Raw genomic sequence first — 14,447 nt, forward strand, 5'->3', positions numbered from 1 at the left:
ACAATCGTTCCCGATACTCCGCGTGAGTCGTGGTAGTGATGGCCATACACGCCGCGGGATCAGTCGTTCCGATACCGCTGCAGGCGGAGCTGGTTCCGCGAGGGACGCGGACAGTCGTTTTCGAGCGCATCTTCGAGGTGTTCCTCGCCCTCGGGACGCTCGTCGGCGTCGTCGTCGTCGCGTATATGGTGTACAACGCGTACAAGTATCGCGACGGAGCGGACCGCGAGGACGACTTCGATCCGCCAGTACTCGGTGAACTGCCCACGGGAGGTGGCGGCGGCCGGAAGCTGTTCACGTCGTTCGCGCTCAGCACCGTGATCGTCGTCTCGCTCATCTCGTGGACCTATCTGACCCTCCTGTACGTCGAAGACCCGCCGGAGCCGGAGATGGAAGTCGAGGTCGAAGGCTACCAGTTCGGCTGGGACTTCACGTATCCGAACGGTCACGAGAGCGACGTCCTTCGCGTCCCACGCGATGAGGTGATCCAGCTTCGCGTCACGTCGAGCGACGTGTTCCATAATTTCGGCGTGGCCGAGTTGCGCGTCAAGACCGACGCGGTCCCGGGACAGACCACGACCACGTGGTTCGAGGCCGACGAGACAGGGAACTACACGGCACAGTGTTACGAACTCTGCGGCAGCGGCCACTCGTATATGACGGCGACCGTCGTCGTGATGGAACCCGACGAGTACCGTGAGTGGTACGCCAACACGACGGCAGATAGCTCATGACCGACGAAGATCCGACGGACCGGAACGCTGGTGATAGCCGGGAGGGTGCAGACGCCAACTTTGACGGCCGGAAGGCTCCGAACGTCGACTCCGACAGCCGAGAGACTCCGAACGCCGTCAATCGAGAGTCCCTGAACGTCGACTCCGGCAGGGAGCTACCGGACGGCGGCAGCCTCGACGGCGAGGCGGCCGACGGCGGCACGGTCACCGGCAACGAGATCCCCGTGCAGGGCGCCGTCTCCGACGCGCTGACCGCGGCGACGCATCCCTCGCGATCGACGGTCCGACACTGGCTCACGACGACGAACCACAAGGACGTCGGTATCCTCTACATCGTCACCTCGCTGTTCTTCCTCCTCCTGGGCGGTCTGCTCGCGTGGTTGATGCGGATTCAACTGTGGGAACCCCGGGCGGTCGGCGAGGGGCTTCTCGGCGCGATGGCGTACAACCAGGCGGTCTCCGCACACGGACTGGTGATGGTGTTCTGGTTCCTCTCGCCGTTCGCGTTCGGCTTCGCGAACTACGTCGTCCCGCTCCAGATGGGCGCGGACGACCTCGCGTTCCCCCGGCTCAACGCGCTCAGCTTCTGGCTGTATCTCGCCTCGGGGCTGCTGTTCGTCGTTTCGTTCTTCCAGGGCGGCACCTTCGCGGGCGGCTGGACGATGTACGCCCCGCTGAACCTCCCGACGTTCACGCCGGACGTAGGTGCCAACACAGCCATTCTCGCGCTCGTCCTCTTCGTCGTCTCAGTCACGGTGTCGTCGGTGAACTTCCTCACGACGATGCATCGGATGCGGGCGGAGGGTCTGACCCTCCGTCGCCTTCCGATCTTCTCGTGGTCGATCCTCCTCACGGTCTGGATGATGCTCTTCGCCTTCGCCGCGCTGCTCGCGGCGCTGCTCATCCTCTCGTCGGACCGCATCCTCGGGACGGCCTACTTCGTTCAGGAGACCGCGGGCGGGACGCTGCTGTGGACGCACCTGTTCTGGTTCTTCGGCCACCCCGAGGTGTACATCGTCTTCTTCCCGGCGCTGGGGATTATGGCCGAGGTGTTCCAGACGTTCACGGGCCGCCGCATCGTCGGCCGGAAGTGGTTCATCGCCGCGATGGTGCTCGTCGCACTCCAGAGCTTCGTCGTCTGGATGCACCACATGTTCCTGACGGGCATCAACCTCGAGATCAAGACGCTGTTTATGGTGACGACGATCGGCATCTCGCTCCCCTTCGATCTGATGGTGTTCGCGCTGATCTACACGCTCGTGAAGGGGCGCGTCCGGTTCACGACGCCGTTCCTCTTCGCCTTCGGCGGACTATTGTTGTTCATCCTCGGCGGCATCACCGGGGTCTTCCTCGGGGCCATCGTCCTCGACTACGAGTTCCGGGGCACGTACTGGGTCGTCGCGCACTTCCACTACGTGATGGTCGGCGGGGTGACCGCACTCATCGGCGGCCTCTACTATTGGTTCCCCAAGATCACCGGCCGGATGTACGACGAGTTCCTCGGGAAGGCGCACTTCGCCGCCTACTTCGTCGGGTTCAACCTCCTGTACTTCCCGATGTTCGTCGCCTGGGAGACGCCGCGGCGCGTCTTCCAGTACGACGCCTGGATGGCGCCGTGGCACAAACTCGCCACGGTCGGGGCGTTTATCTTGGGGCTCTCGTTCGTCCTGATGTTCTACAACCTGACGAAGAGCGCTTTCGACGGCGAACGCGTCGGCAACACGCCGTGGGAGTTCTCCCGCACCGCCGAGTGGGCCGTTCCCTCGCCGCCGCCGACGGAGAACTTTCCCGGGGTTCCCACCTACCGCGACGGCCACCTCGCCTTCCGGTCGCGGGAGGCCACCGACGGCGGCTCGTCGGCGACGTCGACACAGCCAGACGGCGGCGTCGCGGCCGACGGCCACGCCGGGGAGCACGACCACGGAACGCACGCCAGCATCTGGCCGTTCGCCGTCAGCGTCGGCGGGTTCCTGCTCTTCCTCGGTCTCTCGGGCATCCGCGAGGGGTCGCTCGTCGAGGGGATGGCCGGGACCGCCTACCTCCTCGCCGCGGTCGCTGGCGGCCTCGTCGTCTTCGGCTCGCTCGTCGCGTGGGCGCTGGAACCGTTCGATTCCCCCGAGGGCGGCTTCGGCGAGGCGTGGCCGTTCGACGGCGTCGAGAACGGGAAAGTCGGGATGTGGATCTTCCTCGCCTCAGACGTGGTGCTGTTCGGCGGCTTTATCGGCGCGTACGTGTTCACCCGGGTCGCGGCCGGGTGGACCGGCTGGCATCCCGTCCCGGAGGACCCGATTCCCGGGCTCGTGAACACGTACATCCTGCTCGCGAGCAGTTTCACCGTCGTCCTCGCCCTCGTCGCGGCACAGAAGGAGCACCGGTGGGGCGTCGTCGCCAGCCTGACGGCGACCATCGTGCTCGGCATCGGCTTCCTCGGAAACAAGGGCTTAGAGTGGCTGCACCTCTTTCACACGGGGGTCGAGCCCACCGCCACGATACAGACCTCGACGTTCTTCCTGACGACGGGGCTGCACGCCGCACACGTCATCGCGGGACTGATCGGCGCGCTGTATCTCCTCGGGCGGTCGCTCGGTGGGGCGTACCTGAGTGACCACCGTCCGGTGGAGTACTTCGGACTCTACTGGCACTTCGTCGACATCGTCTGGCTGTTCCTCTTCCCGCTGTTCTACATCCTGTGAGAGAACCAATGACACACACAAAACTGTACACGGTCATCTTCGCGGTCCTGTTCGTCTCGGCGACAGTCCAGGTGCTCGTCGAGTTCGCGGAGCTGGCGTACTGGACGGCGTTCGGTATCATCATCGTGCTCTCGGTGATCAAGGCCGTCCTCGTCGCGGCGTACTTCCAGCACCTCAGGTTCGAGCCGCGCTCGCTGACGTACGTCGTCCTCATCGGACTCGCCGCGGCGCTGGCGCTGACGCTCGCGGCGTCGTACTCCATCCTCTGAGTCGCGCCCCGAACCTAACTCCCGAACCCGACTCACAGATGATGTATTCGATAACCGATTTCGAGGGCGCGCCCGACACGATCAGCATCGAGGCTCGCGACCACGCAAGCGACACGGCTCGTGGGGGTGGTAACGATGTGTGTCGCCGCGGCGTCAACAACGATACCACCGATGTCAACGACGAAACCATCGACGCCAACGACGACACGCCCGATATTAACGATGCTCGCGGCGACGATGCGCCGAGAGGAAGCCGACGAAGCGCAGGAATCCGACCGGGAGATGCAGTCCTCGGGTACGCCCTCCTCTTCTCGCTCCCGGTCGGCGTCGGCGTCGCCGTGATGCTGCTCCGAGTGACGGGATCCCGTCCGAACGACGCGATCGTGTTCGCTCCGAGTCTCGCGCTGGCCGCCGCGGTGTTTCTCCTCGTCGTCGCCATCGGCTCGGGCGGATCGCCGGAGCCCTGATCGGTGATTTCACGTTAACATTTACCACAGATGCGACCGAATACGGCGACGATGGACGCCACGCAACTCACGCTGGCCGTCGCGCTCGTGTTCGTTGTCGCGGGGCTCGTCGGACTCTTGGCCGCGGAGGCCGCCGGACTGTCGACTGTCGTCGTCGCCGCCTGCGGGATGGTCGCGCTCGCCGGAGTCGGCGTGCTCACGGCCGCCGTCGCGCGGGTTCCGGAGCCAGCCGAAAACGACGACCACGGCGTATGAGCGCGGAGATACGGGGTACGTGCCCGGGGAAGTAGTCACCCCTCACCCGGGAAGGCTGAACGCCACGACGCCGCCGACGATCGACGCCGCGTAGAGCAGTCCCACGGCGAAGATCACCTTCAAATGCAGTCGGAACAGCTCGTCGCTCTCGGCGTCGCGGGCCGCTTCGTAGGCGCGCCGCTCGGCTTCCGTCGCGTTATGTCGCTCGCCGACGTGGAGGGCGCGCTGCCGCTCGGTGACGAACGGCCGGTCGCAGTACGGACAGACGGCGGCCGTCGTCCCATCGTCGGATAGCGTCGTCTCGGGGGGATGTGACTGTAGAGACATCTTAGGAGATCCCCGTGGCGATCGGCTGGGCGACGATCCAGAGGCTGACTGTCGTGTAGCAGACGGCGACGCCCGCGAACGGGTACTGACTCCGGATCGGCTGGACGCGGCCCGCGAACAGGTCGAACGCCCGGGCGTGGGCGACCCAGACGGCGACGACGTGGCCGACGATGATCGCGAGGAGCACGAGCGCGCCGAACCACCCGGGCGGTGACAGCACGGGCAGTGACGCGGGCGGCGAGACGGGATCGACGGCGACGGCGGCGATGGTGGGCGCGAATCCGGTGAGGTATCCGACGAAGTGCGCGAAGTGGTAGCCCGCGGCGATCGGAACGAGCGCCGGCGCAAACCACCCCGCGAGGTACCGCGTCGTCACGTACGTCGGGGCGGTGCGTCTCACCCAGCGAGCGGCGAGCCAGTAGCAACCGAGGAAGCAGCCGAACCCGCCGAGGAGTCCGGAGAGCGTGACCGCCGACGCGGGGACGCCGACGGCGGCGGTCGCGTCTGTAAGGCGCTCCCACGCGGCGGTCGCCACGAGTCCGTCGAAGGTCGTCACCCAGACGAGCGCGACGACGAACGCCACGTCGTCGGGGTCGTAGACGGTCGAGTCGCGCGCGAGCCCTGCGCCCGGAAGACCGATGTGGAGACCCGCGTCCGTCCGACGGATCGGCGCGAAGCGGCCGTAGAGCGCGAACATCCGCGCCACGGGATCGACGCGGTCGAACCAGGCGTCGCCGAAGGCGGCCGCCCCCGCGACGGTGACGAGCGAGTAACCGACCACCGCGGCGGCGAGGAGTCGCGGATCGCCGGTGACCGGGCTCAGGACTTCGAGAGCGACGAGCGCGAGGAGCCCGGCGACGCTCGGCCACGAGCCGACCCGCCGAGGGAGCGAGCGGGGCTCGACTGGAAACAGGGGCGCGACGGTCCGCCAGGGGTTCAGCGCGGGCCAGGTGTTTCCGACGACGTACGTCGTCATCGTGTAGCCCGCCCACCACGCGATCCAGACCACGAGCGTGAGGAGGTTCGCCACGGGCTCGTCGGGGCCGATCACGCCCGCGACGATCACGAGCGGCACAGCGGCGACTGCCGTCCAGCGGACGACACCGACGAAAATCGGAGCGACGGGCGGCAGAGACCACCCGCGGCGCGGCACCCGTTCGACGAACTGGCGGTCCGTCAGGAGGCTCGTGAACAGGAAGGACGCACCGACAGCCGCCGCGCCAGCGGCGATCACCGACCAGGAGGGAACCGGTGCGCCCCGCGAGGCGAGGCCCACCGATCCGGCGTGTGCCGCGACGGGCGCGGCGGAGACGAGCAGCGCGAGGACCGTCGTACACGCACGGAGGAGCGGATGGCGAGACATCGCGGGTCACCGACTACTCCCGCCGAGAGAGACCGAAAGCAGTCCCGCGGCGAGCACGAAGCCGAGCGTCGAGAGGTCGACGCTGAAAGGCTCGACCGCGGCGAGCGCGGCGGCCCCGCCGACGACGCCCACCGCGGCCGATTCGACGAGCGGGAGACTGCATCCGACGCAGGAGGCGACGCCGACGACGCCGGAGAGCGCCCGACGGCTCGCGTTGAGCGCGGCGGCGTATACGAGGAACGCGAGCGACAGATAGCCCACTACCCGATAGGGAACGAAGTTCAGCGTGAGGAGGGAGCCGCCGTATCCGATCCGCGGTCCCCACCCGGGAGCGGCCAGCGTGACCTGGAGTCCGGAGACGTGTGCGTGTGCGTGGGAATGCCTGAACTCCAGTCCGACGAGTCCCGAGAGGAACGCGAGCGCGAGGAAGTACCCGATCGCGAGAGCGCCAGCCAGGAGTCTGAGGCGACGGTCCGCGTCCGGGATCTGTACCCGTACCGTGGCCGCGAGGCCGACGTTCATCCAGACGAACGGATAGACCAGATATCGAACGGCATCGATCTCCGGTTCCGCGACGGCGAGGTACGTCCCGACTGCGACGACTTCCGCGAGGAGGACGAGTGCCGCCAACCGGACGCTCCGAGCGGAGAACCGCTTCGATCGGCTGACGGCGGCGGATAGGCTCATCTGTCAGAAAAGTCCGACGAGGCTCGCGGCGACGGCGACGAGCACGAGCAGTCCGACGGCCCATGATCCGAAGGCGGCGGCCTGCGCCGCGTGGAGTCCCCGGGACCGCGCGGCGACGAACGTCCCGTAGAAGACGTAGCCGACGAGGACGATCGTTCCGACGGCCGCGAGGAGTGCGGTTGCCCCCCCGGCAACGCTCGGTGAAACGTCGAACCCGCCGACGGCGAGCACCGTTGCGATCCCGGCGAACATCGCCACCGCGAGGAACGAGACAGTCCACGTGACGGGCCTCCGCGCGAGCGTGAGTATTCCGGTCGCGAGATCGCCGTCACCGTTCCCGAAGCTGGGCGTGTAGCGGAACCGCCCGCGCGAGAGCAGGCCGATCAGTGCTGCCACGAGGATGATTCCGAGCAGAAAGCTCGCGACGAACGTCGACTGTGGCATATGATCACAGGAGACATTCAGAGTCATTCGTGATAAATCTTCGCTGCACCGACGGGGCACTCCCCCTCAGCGCTTCTGGGGATCGTTCGATCGAATTGAAGTCGTCGGCGGACCTCAGTGCCCTAACAGTACGGTCCGGGCCCTCGGGCGTCGGTACAGGACGATCTGAGCCCTCGGATACCTCGCGAGCCGAAACGTGATTCTTAAGGGTCGCACGGGAGATTGTCCGCGTATGAGTGACGAACAGCAGGCGGACGACGCCGAATCGCAGGCAGACGCCGACGCGGAAGAGGTCGCCGACGGAATTCAGGACGGCGACTTCGTCCGTCTCGCCTACACGCTCCGGACCGCAGACGACGGCACCGTCGTCGATACCACCGACGAGGAAACGGCCGAAGAGGCCGAAATCGACACCGACGAGTACGAGTTCGAGCCGCGCGTCATCGTGGTCGGCGCGGGGCACGTCTTCGAGAGCGTCGACGAGGCGCTCATCGGCTCGGAGATGGGCGACACCGGGACCGTCGAAATCGCCGCCGACGAGGCGTTCGGCGAGTACGACGACGAACAGGTGCGAACGGTCAGCGCCAACAAGATCGACGAGGAGAGCCGCTACCCCGGCGCGCAGGTCCAGATCGACGGCGAGCAGGGCCGCATCGTGACGATCGTCAGCGGCCGCGCGCGCGTCGACTTCAACCACCCGCTGGCGGGTGAGGACCTCGAATACGAGTACGAGATCCTCGAACTCGTCGACGACCGCGAGGAGCAGGCCGCGAGTATGCTGGAGATGTACCTCCAGCAGGCTCCCGAGGTCTGGATCCAGACGGACACGGTCGAGGAAGAGCAGCTCGTCGAGGACGACGAGGATACTGACGAAGACGACGAAGACGGCGAGGACGCCGAGCCCGAGTTCGAGACCGTCGAAACCGAAAAGGAGACGCTGTACATCGAGGCCACGCCGCAGATGACGATGAACCAGCAGTGGATGTTCTCGAAGCAGCAGATCGCCCAGGACGTGATGGACCGACTCGATCTCGACCGCGTCATCGTCCAGGAGACGATCGACGGAATGGGCGGGATGATGGGCGGTCTCGGCGGGATGATGGGCGGCGGCGCTGGCGGTCTCGACGCCGCGGACCTCGAAGAGGCTGTCGAGGACGTCGACGTCGACGCCGACGAACTCGCAGAGGAACTCGACGGCGACATCGACGAGTAACGCCGCAGCAGCGATCGAACGGCGCGTCCGGAGGAGGGCTTCCCCTTCCGCTTTTTCGCCGATCGAACCCCACGGCCGCCGGACGGTGAGAGACAAACGATCCAGTGATGACCGAGCAAGACGCCGACACCGAGCAGGACGTCAGCCCGCCCGCCGAAATCGAGCGAGACGCCAACCCGGACACCGAAACCGCGCAGGACGCCCGCTCGGCCGCCGAACTCCCCGGAACCGACGACCTGCGGGTCGCGGCCGTCGCCGCCGCTTGTACCGTCGGCCTGACGCTCCTCCTTCAGTACGGCGCCGGACGCGAGGTACCGCTCCTCTGGCGGCTACTACCGCTCGCTCCGTACTTCCTCTCGCTGTTCACGAAGCGCGTCGATCTCGGCGGATTCGACACGCCCCGGAACTGGTCGCTTCTGACGATCGGAGTCACGCTCGCGACGTTCCTGTACTTCGGCGTCGTCGCGTGAGCGCCCGAGAAGAGAGGTCAACCGCGTTCAACGCCGGAGGCGGCTGGCCGATATGCGTTCAGCGCCGGACACCGACTACGCGATGTCGCGGCTCGTGTCGACAGTGACGCGCTCGCCCAGCCGGAGCTTGATGGTCTCCTCGGGCGGGTGCGCGCCGCGGAACTTGGGCACAGCGAGGCGGTTTTCGATGTCCGAGCCCTTGATGTTCGTCTGAAGGTCGAATACGACGTCGGACATATGCTTCGTGTAGCCCCGATTTCGGGGTTCGACTCCCCCCTTCATCCCGTGGAGGACGGCCAGCCCGCCGGTGTTGACCATATGGGTCTGGAGTTCGTTCAAGAACTGTCGGTAGCGGGCGGGTTCGGTCTCCTCTAAGACGTCGACCACGTCGATGATCAGGTTTGCGCCCTCCGGGAGGTCGCGAACGAAGCGGTTCGCCGTGTCGAGCGGTGCGTTGCCGCCGACGTCGCGTACCGTGGGATCGCCGACGTGCCCCGGCGTGCGGGAGATCGCGTCGCGGACGGCCTGATCCGAGCGGATCGTCGTGAGATACAGCGAGGCCCGGACGGCGGTCAGTTCGTAGAGGAACAGCTCCGATTGGCTGGCGGGGTCGGCCGCGAGAAGCACGATGCTCCCCGGCGGGATCCCGCCGTCGAGTTGGCGATCGAGGACGCTGATGCCAGTCGAGAGCCGAGTAGACACGAAGGGTGATACGGAGTCGACCGGCTTAGGCTTTCGGTCAATCGAACAACCTCACAGCGAGATCGTCGTACGCGCGTCTGACAGACGGGTTTTCGAGGGGATCGCGCGCGTCCGGGACCGTCGCGAGGACCCGACAGCCGAGGAGATCCTCGACGCCCGGCGGAACGAGTCGCGCCCGCGTGAGCACGCCACCGACGACCGGGGTGCCGACCGCGCGCGCCATCGCTGCGGTCTTCGCGGCGTCGCGAAGAGCGGCCACACACGGCGTCGCGACGACGAGAACGCCGTCGGCGACGCGAAGGGGAACGGTCGCGTCCGGTCCCGCACCCGCCGGGCAGTCGACGAGGACGGCTTCTGCGTCGCCACCGTCGGTGTCGTGACCGCTGAATTCGTCGACGGCAGGGTGGGTTGACGACCGCGCGATCGAACAGCGGCGCTCGCGCGCTCGGAGACGCCGGAGCCGACCGCCGATCCCGTCCGGCGCGTCGCGCGGTGCCGGGACGATGCGGGTCCGATCCCCGTTCGTCGACGGGTCCGGATGTCCGAGGCCACCGGCTGGCGCGTCGCGCGGGACGCCTGCGAGCGCGTGGAGATTCGGCAGGTCGCAGTCGGCATCGACCGCGAGGCTCGGGCCGTCGACTGCGCGGGCTACCCCGAGCGTCGTGGTGGTCTTGCCGCTGCCCCCCTTTCCGCCAGCGATCGCGAGCATACCGCTCGTGGTCCCGTTTTGGTATTTGAACGCTCGCACCCACACCCCAACTAGCTGACTGAAAATACCGCCGACAACCGAGTGTCGTAGAACCCGCGGCCGTTCGTTTACTCTCTTCCGGCTTTGAGTATCGATTCGGCGAGTCCCGACGGGTCCGTGAACATCGTTTCGTGACTTCCCGGCATCGTAACGAGCCGGTAGACACCCAATCGGTTCGACATCCGCGGATGCCATCCCCACTCCGGACCGGGAGGGAGTGCGACGTCTTCGGTGCAATAGAGGTAACTCGACGGGATTTCGAGGCCATAGAACGTCGACAGATCGAGGCTCGCGACCAAGGGTGCATACGGCTCCGGCGAGAGGTACTCATACGTCTCTCTCGCCAGCGATTCATCGCTGTCGCCGATAAATCCGTCCCGCCAGATTTCATAGGGAAGCATTATCGTGTTGTCATCAGACTGTGCGGCCAATGTTTCGAACAACTCCTGGATGTGCGGCGGGATTTCATCCGCGAGGCTACTCCCGTCCTCGGGAACGAACGCGTTTTGAAACACCAACCGACTGATCCGATCGGGCATCCGCTCGGCTACCTTCGCGATGACGGTTCCGCCGAAACTGTGGCCGACGAGCACGAAGTCGGACAGATCCTCTCGTTCGACGTATTCGACAATCGAGTCGACGCAATCGGCGTGAGTCACGTCTTTATTGACGCCCGGGCCGTGTCCGGCCACGGTCGGCGCGTACGCTCGATGACCTGCTTCTTCGAGGTGGTGAACGACATCATCCCACGCCGATCCCTCGTGCCACGATCCGTGTACCAGGAGGAACGAGTAGCTGGTCTCCATAAACTACTACAGATTGCCGCAAGTCGTAGTAAAACCGCTGTCGCGTGAGAGTATGTGGTATCTTCACTGCGAGCGTGAGTGGCGATCAGTGATCGATCAAATCCGGATACGAGAGTCCGAGAACGCGCAAAAACGGTCGTGAACGCCGATTTCAGTCGTGACAGCAGCCGCCAGCCTCGCCGCCGAAGTCGACCGCGAGCGGGTCGGAAATCGCCTCGTTGACCGTCTCCAGACGGGCCTGGAGGTTTTCCTGGGCGTCGAGATACGCGGCCATCTTGGGCATGGAATGCAGTTCCTCCTGGGCCTCTTGGACGTGCTGGAGGTTCTCCTCCGTCGCGTTGCCCATCTGTCGGGCGTGCATGAAGTGATCCCGCCGCTCCTGGAACTCCGCGATCTGTTCCTGCACGTCGTCGTCGGCCTCGACGGCCGCCTTCGTCTCCTCGAACGCCTCGTACTCGGGAGTCTCGGCGATCGCCTCGCCGAGTTCGCGACCGAGCGTTTCGAGTCGATCTGTCTGGACGCTCATCGTTTCCCGTTCGGACGCGAGGCGTTTTATACTATCGGACGGGGAGCCGCGGTAGCGGTCGATGCGCACTCGTCACGAAACACACTCACACGCTCGTTTTCGGGCGTCTCGGAACCGCCGACGTTATGGGCGTCGGCCCGCTACGAGGTTCCAATGAGCCAGGACGCCGCCACGGAGGGAGACCTCCGAAACACCGGGATGTCGCTAAAGCACGACCGCGAGTGGGACTACGAACTGGACCGGATCGTTGAGGCGATCGAAGAGCGGGACGCGAACCGCGTCGGCCTGCAGTTCCCCGAGGGGCTGAAGCGCCGCGGTCCGGCCGTCGCCGACGACCTCCGCGAACTGTGCGACGACGACGTGACGTTTATGCTCTCGGGCCAGCCCTGTTACGGCGCGTGCGATCTCGATACCTATCTGATGCGCCGAACCGACGTGTTCGTCCACTTCGGCCACTCGCCGATGAAGGAGTCCGAGAAGATCATCTACGTCCCGCTCTTCTCGAACGTCGACCCGTTCCCGATTCTGGAAGAGGCCGTCGACGAACTCCCCGAGGAGGAGGTCGGCCTCGTCACGACCGCCCAGCATATGAACCGCTTCGAGGAGATGGTCGAGTGGCTCGAAGCGCGCGGGTTCGACGTCCACACCCGCCGCGGCGACGACAGACTCACCTTCGAGGGCCAGGTGCTCGGCTGCAACTACGCCTCCGCCGACATCGACGCCGACCAAGTCCTCTACGTCGGCGGCGGGAAGTTCCACCCGCTCGGACTCGCGATGGAACACCCCGAGAAGAAGGTGCTCATCGCCGACCCCGTGAACAACGTCGTGACCGTCGCCGACACGGAGAAGTTTATGAAACAGCGCTACGGCGCGGTCCACCGCGCGATGGACGCCGAGAAATGGGGCGTCATCTTCTGTACGAAGATCGGACAGGGGCGGATGGAGATCGCCGAGTCGATCATCGAGGACAACGAGAACGCCTACCTGATCACGATGGACGAGGTGACGCCCGACCGGCTCAGGAACTTCGACATGGACGCGTTCGTCAACACCGGCTGTCCCCGGATCACGACCGACGACGGCCCCCGGTTCCACAAGCCGATGCTCACGCCGGGCGAGTACCGGATCGCCGTCGGCGACGAACCGCTCGATTCGCTGGAGTTCGACACGTTCCACGGCACCTGGTAGATCTCACCGCCCAGTAGCTACGGTTCCTCTGACACCGCGGATTCGACGTATTCGACCGCTTCCTCCGGCGTCTCGACGGCCGCGACGTGTGCCGCGTCGTGCGTTCCCAGCCCGGCCGTCGGCCGGTCGTAGACGGCCGCGTAACCGAGTTCCGAGAGCGTCCCGCCGCTCCCGTCGACCGCGACGACCGCGTCGCCGTTCATCACGACGAGCGCGTTGCGCGCGTGGCCCATTCCGGTCGCGATCGCCTCGTCGACGTACTCGTTCGCGTCCGCGCGGCGGTCCGTCGGGAGGATTCCGATCGTGTGCCCGCCCGCCTCGGACGCGCCGCGACAGACCGCTTCCATCACGCCGCTGAGCCCCCCGCAGACCACCGTATGGCCGCGCTGTCCCAGGAGCCTGCCGAGCGTCGCCGCCGTCTCGGCCTCCGCCTCGCCGATCGCGCTACCGCCGATCACGCTGACTCGCATAGCGGACGCTCGTCGGGACGGGGAGTAGTGGTTTCGCTTCGAGGGAATCGAGTCGGAATCGGCGACCTATGGCCGAACCTCGATCGCGTCGATATCGCCGACAACCGGGAGCGTTGCGAGCTCGTCGGCCGGGCCGCATCCCGATCGGGGACGCGCCCGCAGCGGACAAACGGTCTCCCTACCGACGACCGGGCTGCGCGTTTCGACGACGTACGCCTCGTGCCGGTCGTCGCCGGAGACGGGCGCGAGGTGGAGGATTCGGCGATCGACGATCCCGTCGATGTCGACGTCCTTCTGTCTCGCGTCCACCGTCTCCTCGCGCACCGCCGCTACTCGGGTAACGATCGGCGAGTCGAGTTCGACGCCGCGGACGGAGGCGGAATCCGTCGCGAGCGTGAGCCGCACTTCGTCGCCCTCGGTCGCCCCCGCGATCCGCTCGAAGAGATCGGCCGTCATTACCGCCCGTTTGGGATGGGAGTCTCAAGAAAGGATCGTAACCGGCGCGAGGCAGCGGTGTTCTCAGTCGTCGTGACCCGCTTTGCCGTCGTGAACCGTCTCGTCGTTGTGAACCGGCGTGCCGTCCGGCCGCTTCGGTCCCTCGGAGTCGTAGACGACCACGCCGTCGGCGTCGACCGGTTCGTAGTTGTCGCGGACGCCGATCGCCTCTTCTAACTCGCGAACGGCGCGCTCCTTGAGCGCGGCCGCCAACTCCTCGGCGTCCGGACGGGAGATATCACGTCCAAGCCCCTCGCACTCGTGCGCGCGGACCATTCCCTCCTCGTCGACGGCCTGGCCCATCGGCTCGCTGGTGCCGCCGAGCGCGACGCTGAACGGGTACGTCTCGCAGATGAGCGGCCGGTCCTCGTGGACGCGACAGCCGCCTTTGGGCGTCCCGTCCGCTCGCTCGCCGACCTCCTCATAAAACGTGCAATCTCCGCAGGCGTCGGTTTGGAGCGCCCACTCGAACGTCTCGCCCTCCGGGCCGTCCGCCCCCTCGACGACCCCGTACGGCATCGGGCGGGCGACGTCGCGCCAGTCGTAGCTGTTAGCCGCGTCTGCGTCGTTTGCGTCGTCTCCGTTGTCTG

General features: G+C 66.3%; 19 protein-coding genes. 8 read left to right on the forward strand and 11 right to left on the reverse strand.

Features of this window, described 5'->3' with window-relative positions:
* The first annotated feature begins 38 nt into the window (after positions 1 to 38).
* The 5 genes from coxB to FJT57_RS03835 are packed head-to-tail and all read left to right on the forward strand — an operon-like array spanning position 39 to position 4,418.
* Positions 39 to 734, forward strand: coding sequence for a cytochrome c oxidase subunit II (gene coxB, locus FJT57_RS03815; RefSeq protein WP_144901845.1), 696 nt, complete (start codon positions 39 to 41; stop codon positions 732 to 734).
* On the forward strand, positions 731 to 3,427 hold the full coding sequence (locus tag FJT57_RS03820) for a cbb3-type cytochrome c oxidase subunit I (RefSeq protein WP_144901847.1): 2,697 nt from the start codon (positions 731 to 733) through the stop codon (positions 3,425 to 3,427). Before coxB ends, FJT57_RS03820 begins: the two co-directional genes overlap by 4 nt.
* 8 nt (positions 3,428 to 3,435) lie before the next feature.
* Positions 3,436 to 3,696, forward strand: coding sequence for a cytochrome C oxidase subunit IV family protein (locus tag FJT57_RS03825; protein WP_144901849.1), 261 nt, complete (start codon positions 3,436 to 3,438; stop codon positions 3,694 to 3,696).
* Between the two features lie 41 nt (positions 3,697 to 3,737).
* Complete coding sequence (locus FJT57_RS16895) at positions 3,738 to 4,163, forward strand: hypothetical protein (RefSeq protein ID WP_238993895.1); 426 nt, start codon at positions 3,738 to 3,740, stop codon at positions 4,161 to 4,163.
* A gap of 51 nt (positions 4,164 to 4,214) precedes the next feature.
* Positions 4,215 to 4,418 carry a hypothetical protein gene (locus FJT57_RS03835; protein ID WP_144901851.1) on the forward strand — a complete coding sequence of 68 codons (204 nt, stop codon included), beginning with the start codon at positions 4,215 to 4,217 and terminating at the stop codon, positions 4,416 to 4,418.
* 42 nt (positions 4,419 to 4,460) lie between these two features.
* Here FJT57_RS03835 and FJT57_RS03840 read toward each other — a convergent pair whose 3' ends face one another.
* From FJT57_RS03840 to FJT57_RS03855, 4 genes are read right to left on the reverse strand one after another with little or no spacing between them, the layout of a single operon-like run.
* Complete coding sequence (locus tag FJT57_RS03840) at positions 4,461 to 4,745, reverse strand: DUF7410 domain-containing protein (RefSeq protein WP_144901853.1); 285 nt, start codon at positions 4,743 to 4,745, stop codon at positions 4,461 to 4,463.
* A 1-nt stretch (position 4,746) separates the two neighbouring features.
* On the reverse strand, positions 4,747 to 6,108 hold the full coding sequence (locus tag FJT57_RS03845) for a hypothetical protein (RefSeq protein WP_144901855.1): 1,362 nt from the start codon (positions 6,106 to 6,108) through the stop codon (positions 4,747 to 4,749).
* Positions 6,109 to 6,114: 6 nt separating this feature from the next.
* The gene (locus FJT57_RS03850) at positions 6,115 to 6,795 is read right to left on the reverse strand and encodes a DUF7546 family protein (RefSeq protein WP_144901857.1); all 681 of its coding nucleotides are present in this window, start codon (positions 6,793 to 6,795) and stop codon (positions 6,115 to 6,117) included.
* A 3-nt stretch (positions 6,796 to 6,798) separates the two neighbouring features.
* Positions 6,799 to 7,239 (reverse strand): hypothetical protein, encoded by a 441-nt coding sequence (locus FJT57_RS03855; protein WP_144901859.1) that lies wholly within the window; start codon positions 7,237 to 7,239, stop codon positions 6,799 to 6,801.
* A 232-nt stretch (positions 7,240 to 7,471) separates the two neighbouring features.
* Here FJT57_RS03855 and FJT57_RS03860 point away from each other — a divergent pair, with 232 nt between their 5' ends.
* Both FJT57_RS03860 and FJT57_RS16900 read left to right on the forward strand, forming a co-directional pair.
* Positions 7,472 to 8,452 (forward strand): FKBP-type peptidyl-prolyl cis-trans isomerase, encoded by a 981-nt coding sequence (locus FJT57_RS03860; RefSeq protein ID WP_144901861.1) that lies wholly within the window; start codon positions 7,472 to 7,474, stop codon positions 8,450 to 8,452.
* A 107-nt stretch (positions 8,453 to 8,559) separates the two neighbouring features.
* On the forward strand, positions 8,560 to 8,922 hold the full coding sequence (locus FJT57_RS16900; RefSeq protein WP_238993896.1) for a hypothetical protein: 363 nt from the start codon (positions 8,560 to 8,562) through the stop codon (positions 8,920 to 8,922).
* A 75-nt stretch (positions 8,923 to 8,997) separates the two neighbouring features.
* Here FJT57_RS16900 and FJT57_RS03870 read toward each other — a convergent pair whose 3' ends face one another.
* The 4 genes from FJT57_RS03870 to FJT57_RS03885 form a co-directional block, all read right to left on the reverse strand.
* Positions 8,998 to 9,624, reverse strand: a complete 627-nt coding sequence (locus tag FJT57_RS03870) for an RAD55 family ATPase (RefSeq protein ID WP_144901863.1) — start codon at positions 9,622 to 9,624, stop codon at positions 8,998 to 9,000.
* 37 nt (positions 9,625 to 9,661) lie between these two features.
* Positions 9,662 to 10,333, reverse strand: a complete 672-nt coding sequence (locus tag FJT57_RS03875; RefSeq protein ID WP_144901865.1) for a nucleotide-binding protein — start codon at positions 10,331 to 10,333, stop codon at positions 9,662 to 9,664.
* Between the two features lie 107 nt (positions 10,334 to 10,440).
* Entirely contained in the window at positions 10,441 to 11,178 is a 738-nt protein-coding gene (locus tag FJT57_RS03880) for an alpha/beta fold hydrolase (RefSeq protein WP_144901867.1), read from the reverse strand.
* Between the two features lie 151 nt (positions 11,179 to 11,329).
* A complete protein-coding gene (locus FJT57_RS03885) occupies positions 11,330 to 11,704 on the reverse strand; it encodes a YlbF family regulator (protein WP_144901869.1) in 375 nt (124 codons plus the stop codon).
* A 153-nt stretch (positions 11,705 to 11,857) separates the two neighbouring features.
* On the opposite strand from FJT57_RS03885, the gene dph2 reads away from it, so the two are divergent.
* Positions 11,858 to 12,892: a diphthamide biosynthesis enzyme Dph2 gene (dph2, locus tag FJT57_RS03890; RefSeq protein ID WP_144901871.1), complete on the forward strand. Its 1,035-nt coding sequence runs from the start codon at positions 11,858 to 11,860 to the stop codon at positions 12,890 to 12,892.
* Positions 12,893 to 12,909: 17 nt separating this feature from the next.
* Here the strand turns inward: dph2 and FJT57_RS03895 are convergent, their stop codons facing one another.
* From FJT57_RS03895 to FJT57_RS03905, 3 genes are all read right to left on the reverse strand, one after another.
* Complete coding sequence (locus FJT57_RS03895) at positions 12,910 to 13,362, reverse strand: TIGR00725 family protein (protein WP_144901873.1); 453 nt, start codon at positions 13,360 to 13,362, stop codon at positions 12,910 to 12,912.
* A 66-nt stretch (positions 13,363 to 13,428) separates the two neighbouring features.
* The gene (locus FJT57_RS03900; RefSeq protein WP_144901875.1) at positions 13,429 to 13,818 is read right to left on the reverse strand and encodes a hypothetical protein; all 390 of its coding nucleotides are present in this window, start codon (positions 13,816 to 13,818) and stop codon (positions 13,429 to 13,431) included.
* A 63-nt stretch (positions 13,819 to 13,881) separates the two neighbouring features.
* Positions 13,882 to 14,447, reverse strand: a 566-nt coding sequence (locus tag FJT57_RS03905) for a YkgJ family cysteine cluster protein (protein ID WP_144902552.1), incomplete at its 5' end; no start/stop codon positions are given.

The sequence above is a fragment of the Halobellus captivus genome (assembly GCF_007655485.1).
Taxonomy (GTDB): domain Archaea; phylum Halobacteriota; class Halobacteria; order Halobacteriales; family Haloferacaceae; genus Haloquadratum; species Haloquadratum captivum.

What these genes read in the sequence shown, in the direction of transcription:
- coxB (WP_144901845.1), top strand. Translation starts at nt 39, where the DNA reads ATGGCCATACACGCCGCGGGATCAGTCGTTCCGATACCGCTGCAGGCG.
- FJT57_RS03820 (WP_144901847.1), top strand. Translation starts at nt 731, where the DNA reads ATGACCGACGAAGATCCGACGGACCGGAACGCTGGTGATAGCCGGGAG.
- FJT57_RS03825 (WP_144901849.1), top strand. Translation starts at nt 3,436, where the DNA reads ATGACACACACAAAACTGTACACGGTCATCTTCGCGGTCCTGTTCGTC.
- FJT57_RS16895 (WP_238993895.1), top strand. Translation starts at nt 3,738, where the DNA reads ATGTATTCGATAACCGATTTCGAGGGCGCGCCCGACACGATCAGCATC.
- FJT57_RS03835 (WP_144901851.1), top strand. Translation starts at nt 4,215, where the DNA reads ATGGACGCCACGCAACTCACGCTGGCCGTCGCGCTCGTGTTCGTTGTC.
- FJT57_RS03840 (WP_144901853.1), bottom strand. Translation starts at nt 4,745, where the DNA reads ATGTCTCTACAGTCACATCCCCCCGAGACGACGCTATCCGACGATGGG.
- FJT57_RS03845 (WP_144901855.1), bottom strand. Translation starts at nt 6,108, where the DNA reads ATGTCTCGCCATCCGCTCCTCCGTGCGTGTACGACGGTCCTCGCGCTG.
- FJT57_RS03850 (WP_144901857.1), bottom strand. Translation starts at nt 6,795, where the DNA reads ATGAGCCTATCCGCCGCCGTCAGCCGATCGAAGCGGTTCTCCGCTCGG.
- FJT57_RS03855 (WP_144901859.1), bottom strand. Translation starts at nt 7,239, where the DNA reads ATGCCACAGTCGACGTTCGTCGCGAGCTTTCTGCTCGGAATCATCCTC.
- FJT57_RS03860 (WP_144901861.1), top strand. Translation starts at nt 7,472, where the DNA reads ATGAGTGACGAACAGCAGGCGGACGACGCCGAATCGCAGGCAGACGCC.
- FJT57_RS16900 (WP_238993896.1), top strand. Translation starts at nt 8,560, where the DNA reads ATGACCGAGCAAGACGCCGACACCGAGCAGGACGTCAGCCCGCCCGCC.
- FJT57_RS03875 (WP_144901865.1), bottom strand. Translation starts at nt 10,333, where the DNA reads ATGCTCGCGATCGCTGGCGGAAAGGGGGGCAGCGGCAAGACCACCACG.
- FJT57_RS03880 (WP_144901867.1), bottom strand. Translation starts at nt 11,178, where the DNA reads ATGGAGACCAGCTACTCGTTCCTCCTGGTACACGGATCGTGGCACGAG.
- FJT57_RS03885 (WP_144901869.1), bottom strand. Translation starts at nt 11,704, where the DNA reads ATGAGCGTCCAGACAGATCGACTCGAAACGCTCGGTCGCGAACTCGGC.
- dph2 (WP_144901871.1), top strand. Translation starts at nt 11,858, where the DNA reads ATGAGCCAGGACGCCGCCACGGAGGGAGACCTCCGAAACACCGGGATG.
- FJT57_RS03895 (WP_144901873.1), bottom strand. Translation starts at nt 13,362, where the DNA reads ATGCGAGTCAGCGTGATCGGCGGTAGCGCGATCGGCGAGGCGGAGGCC.
- FJT57_RS03900 (WP_144901875.1), bottom strand. Translation starts at nt 13,818, where the DNA reads ATGACGGCCGATCTCTTCGAGCGGATCGCGGGGGCGACCGAGGGCGAC.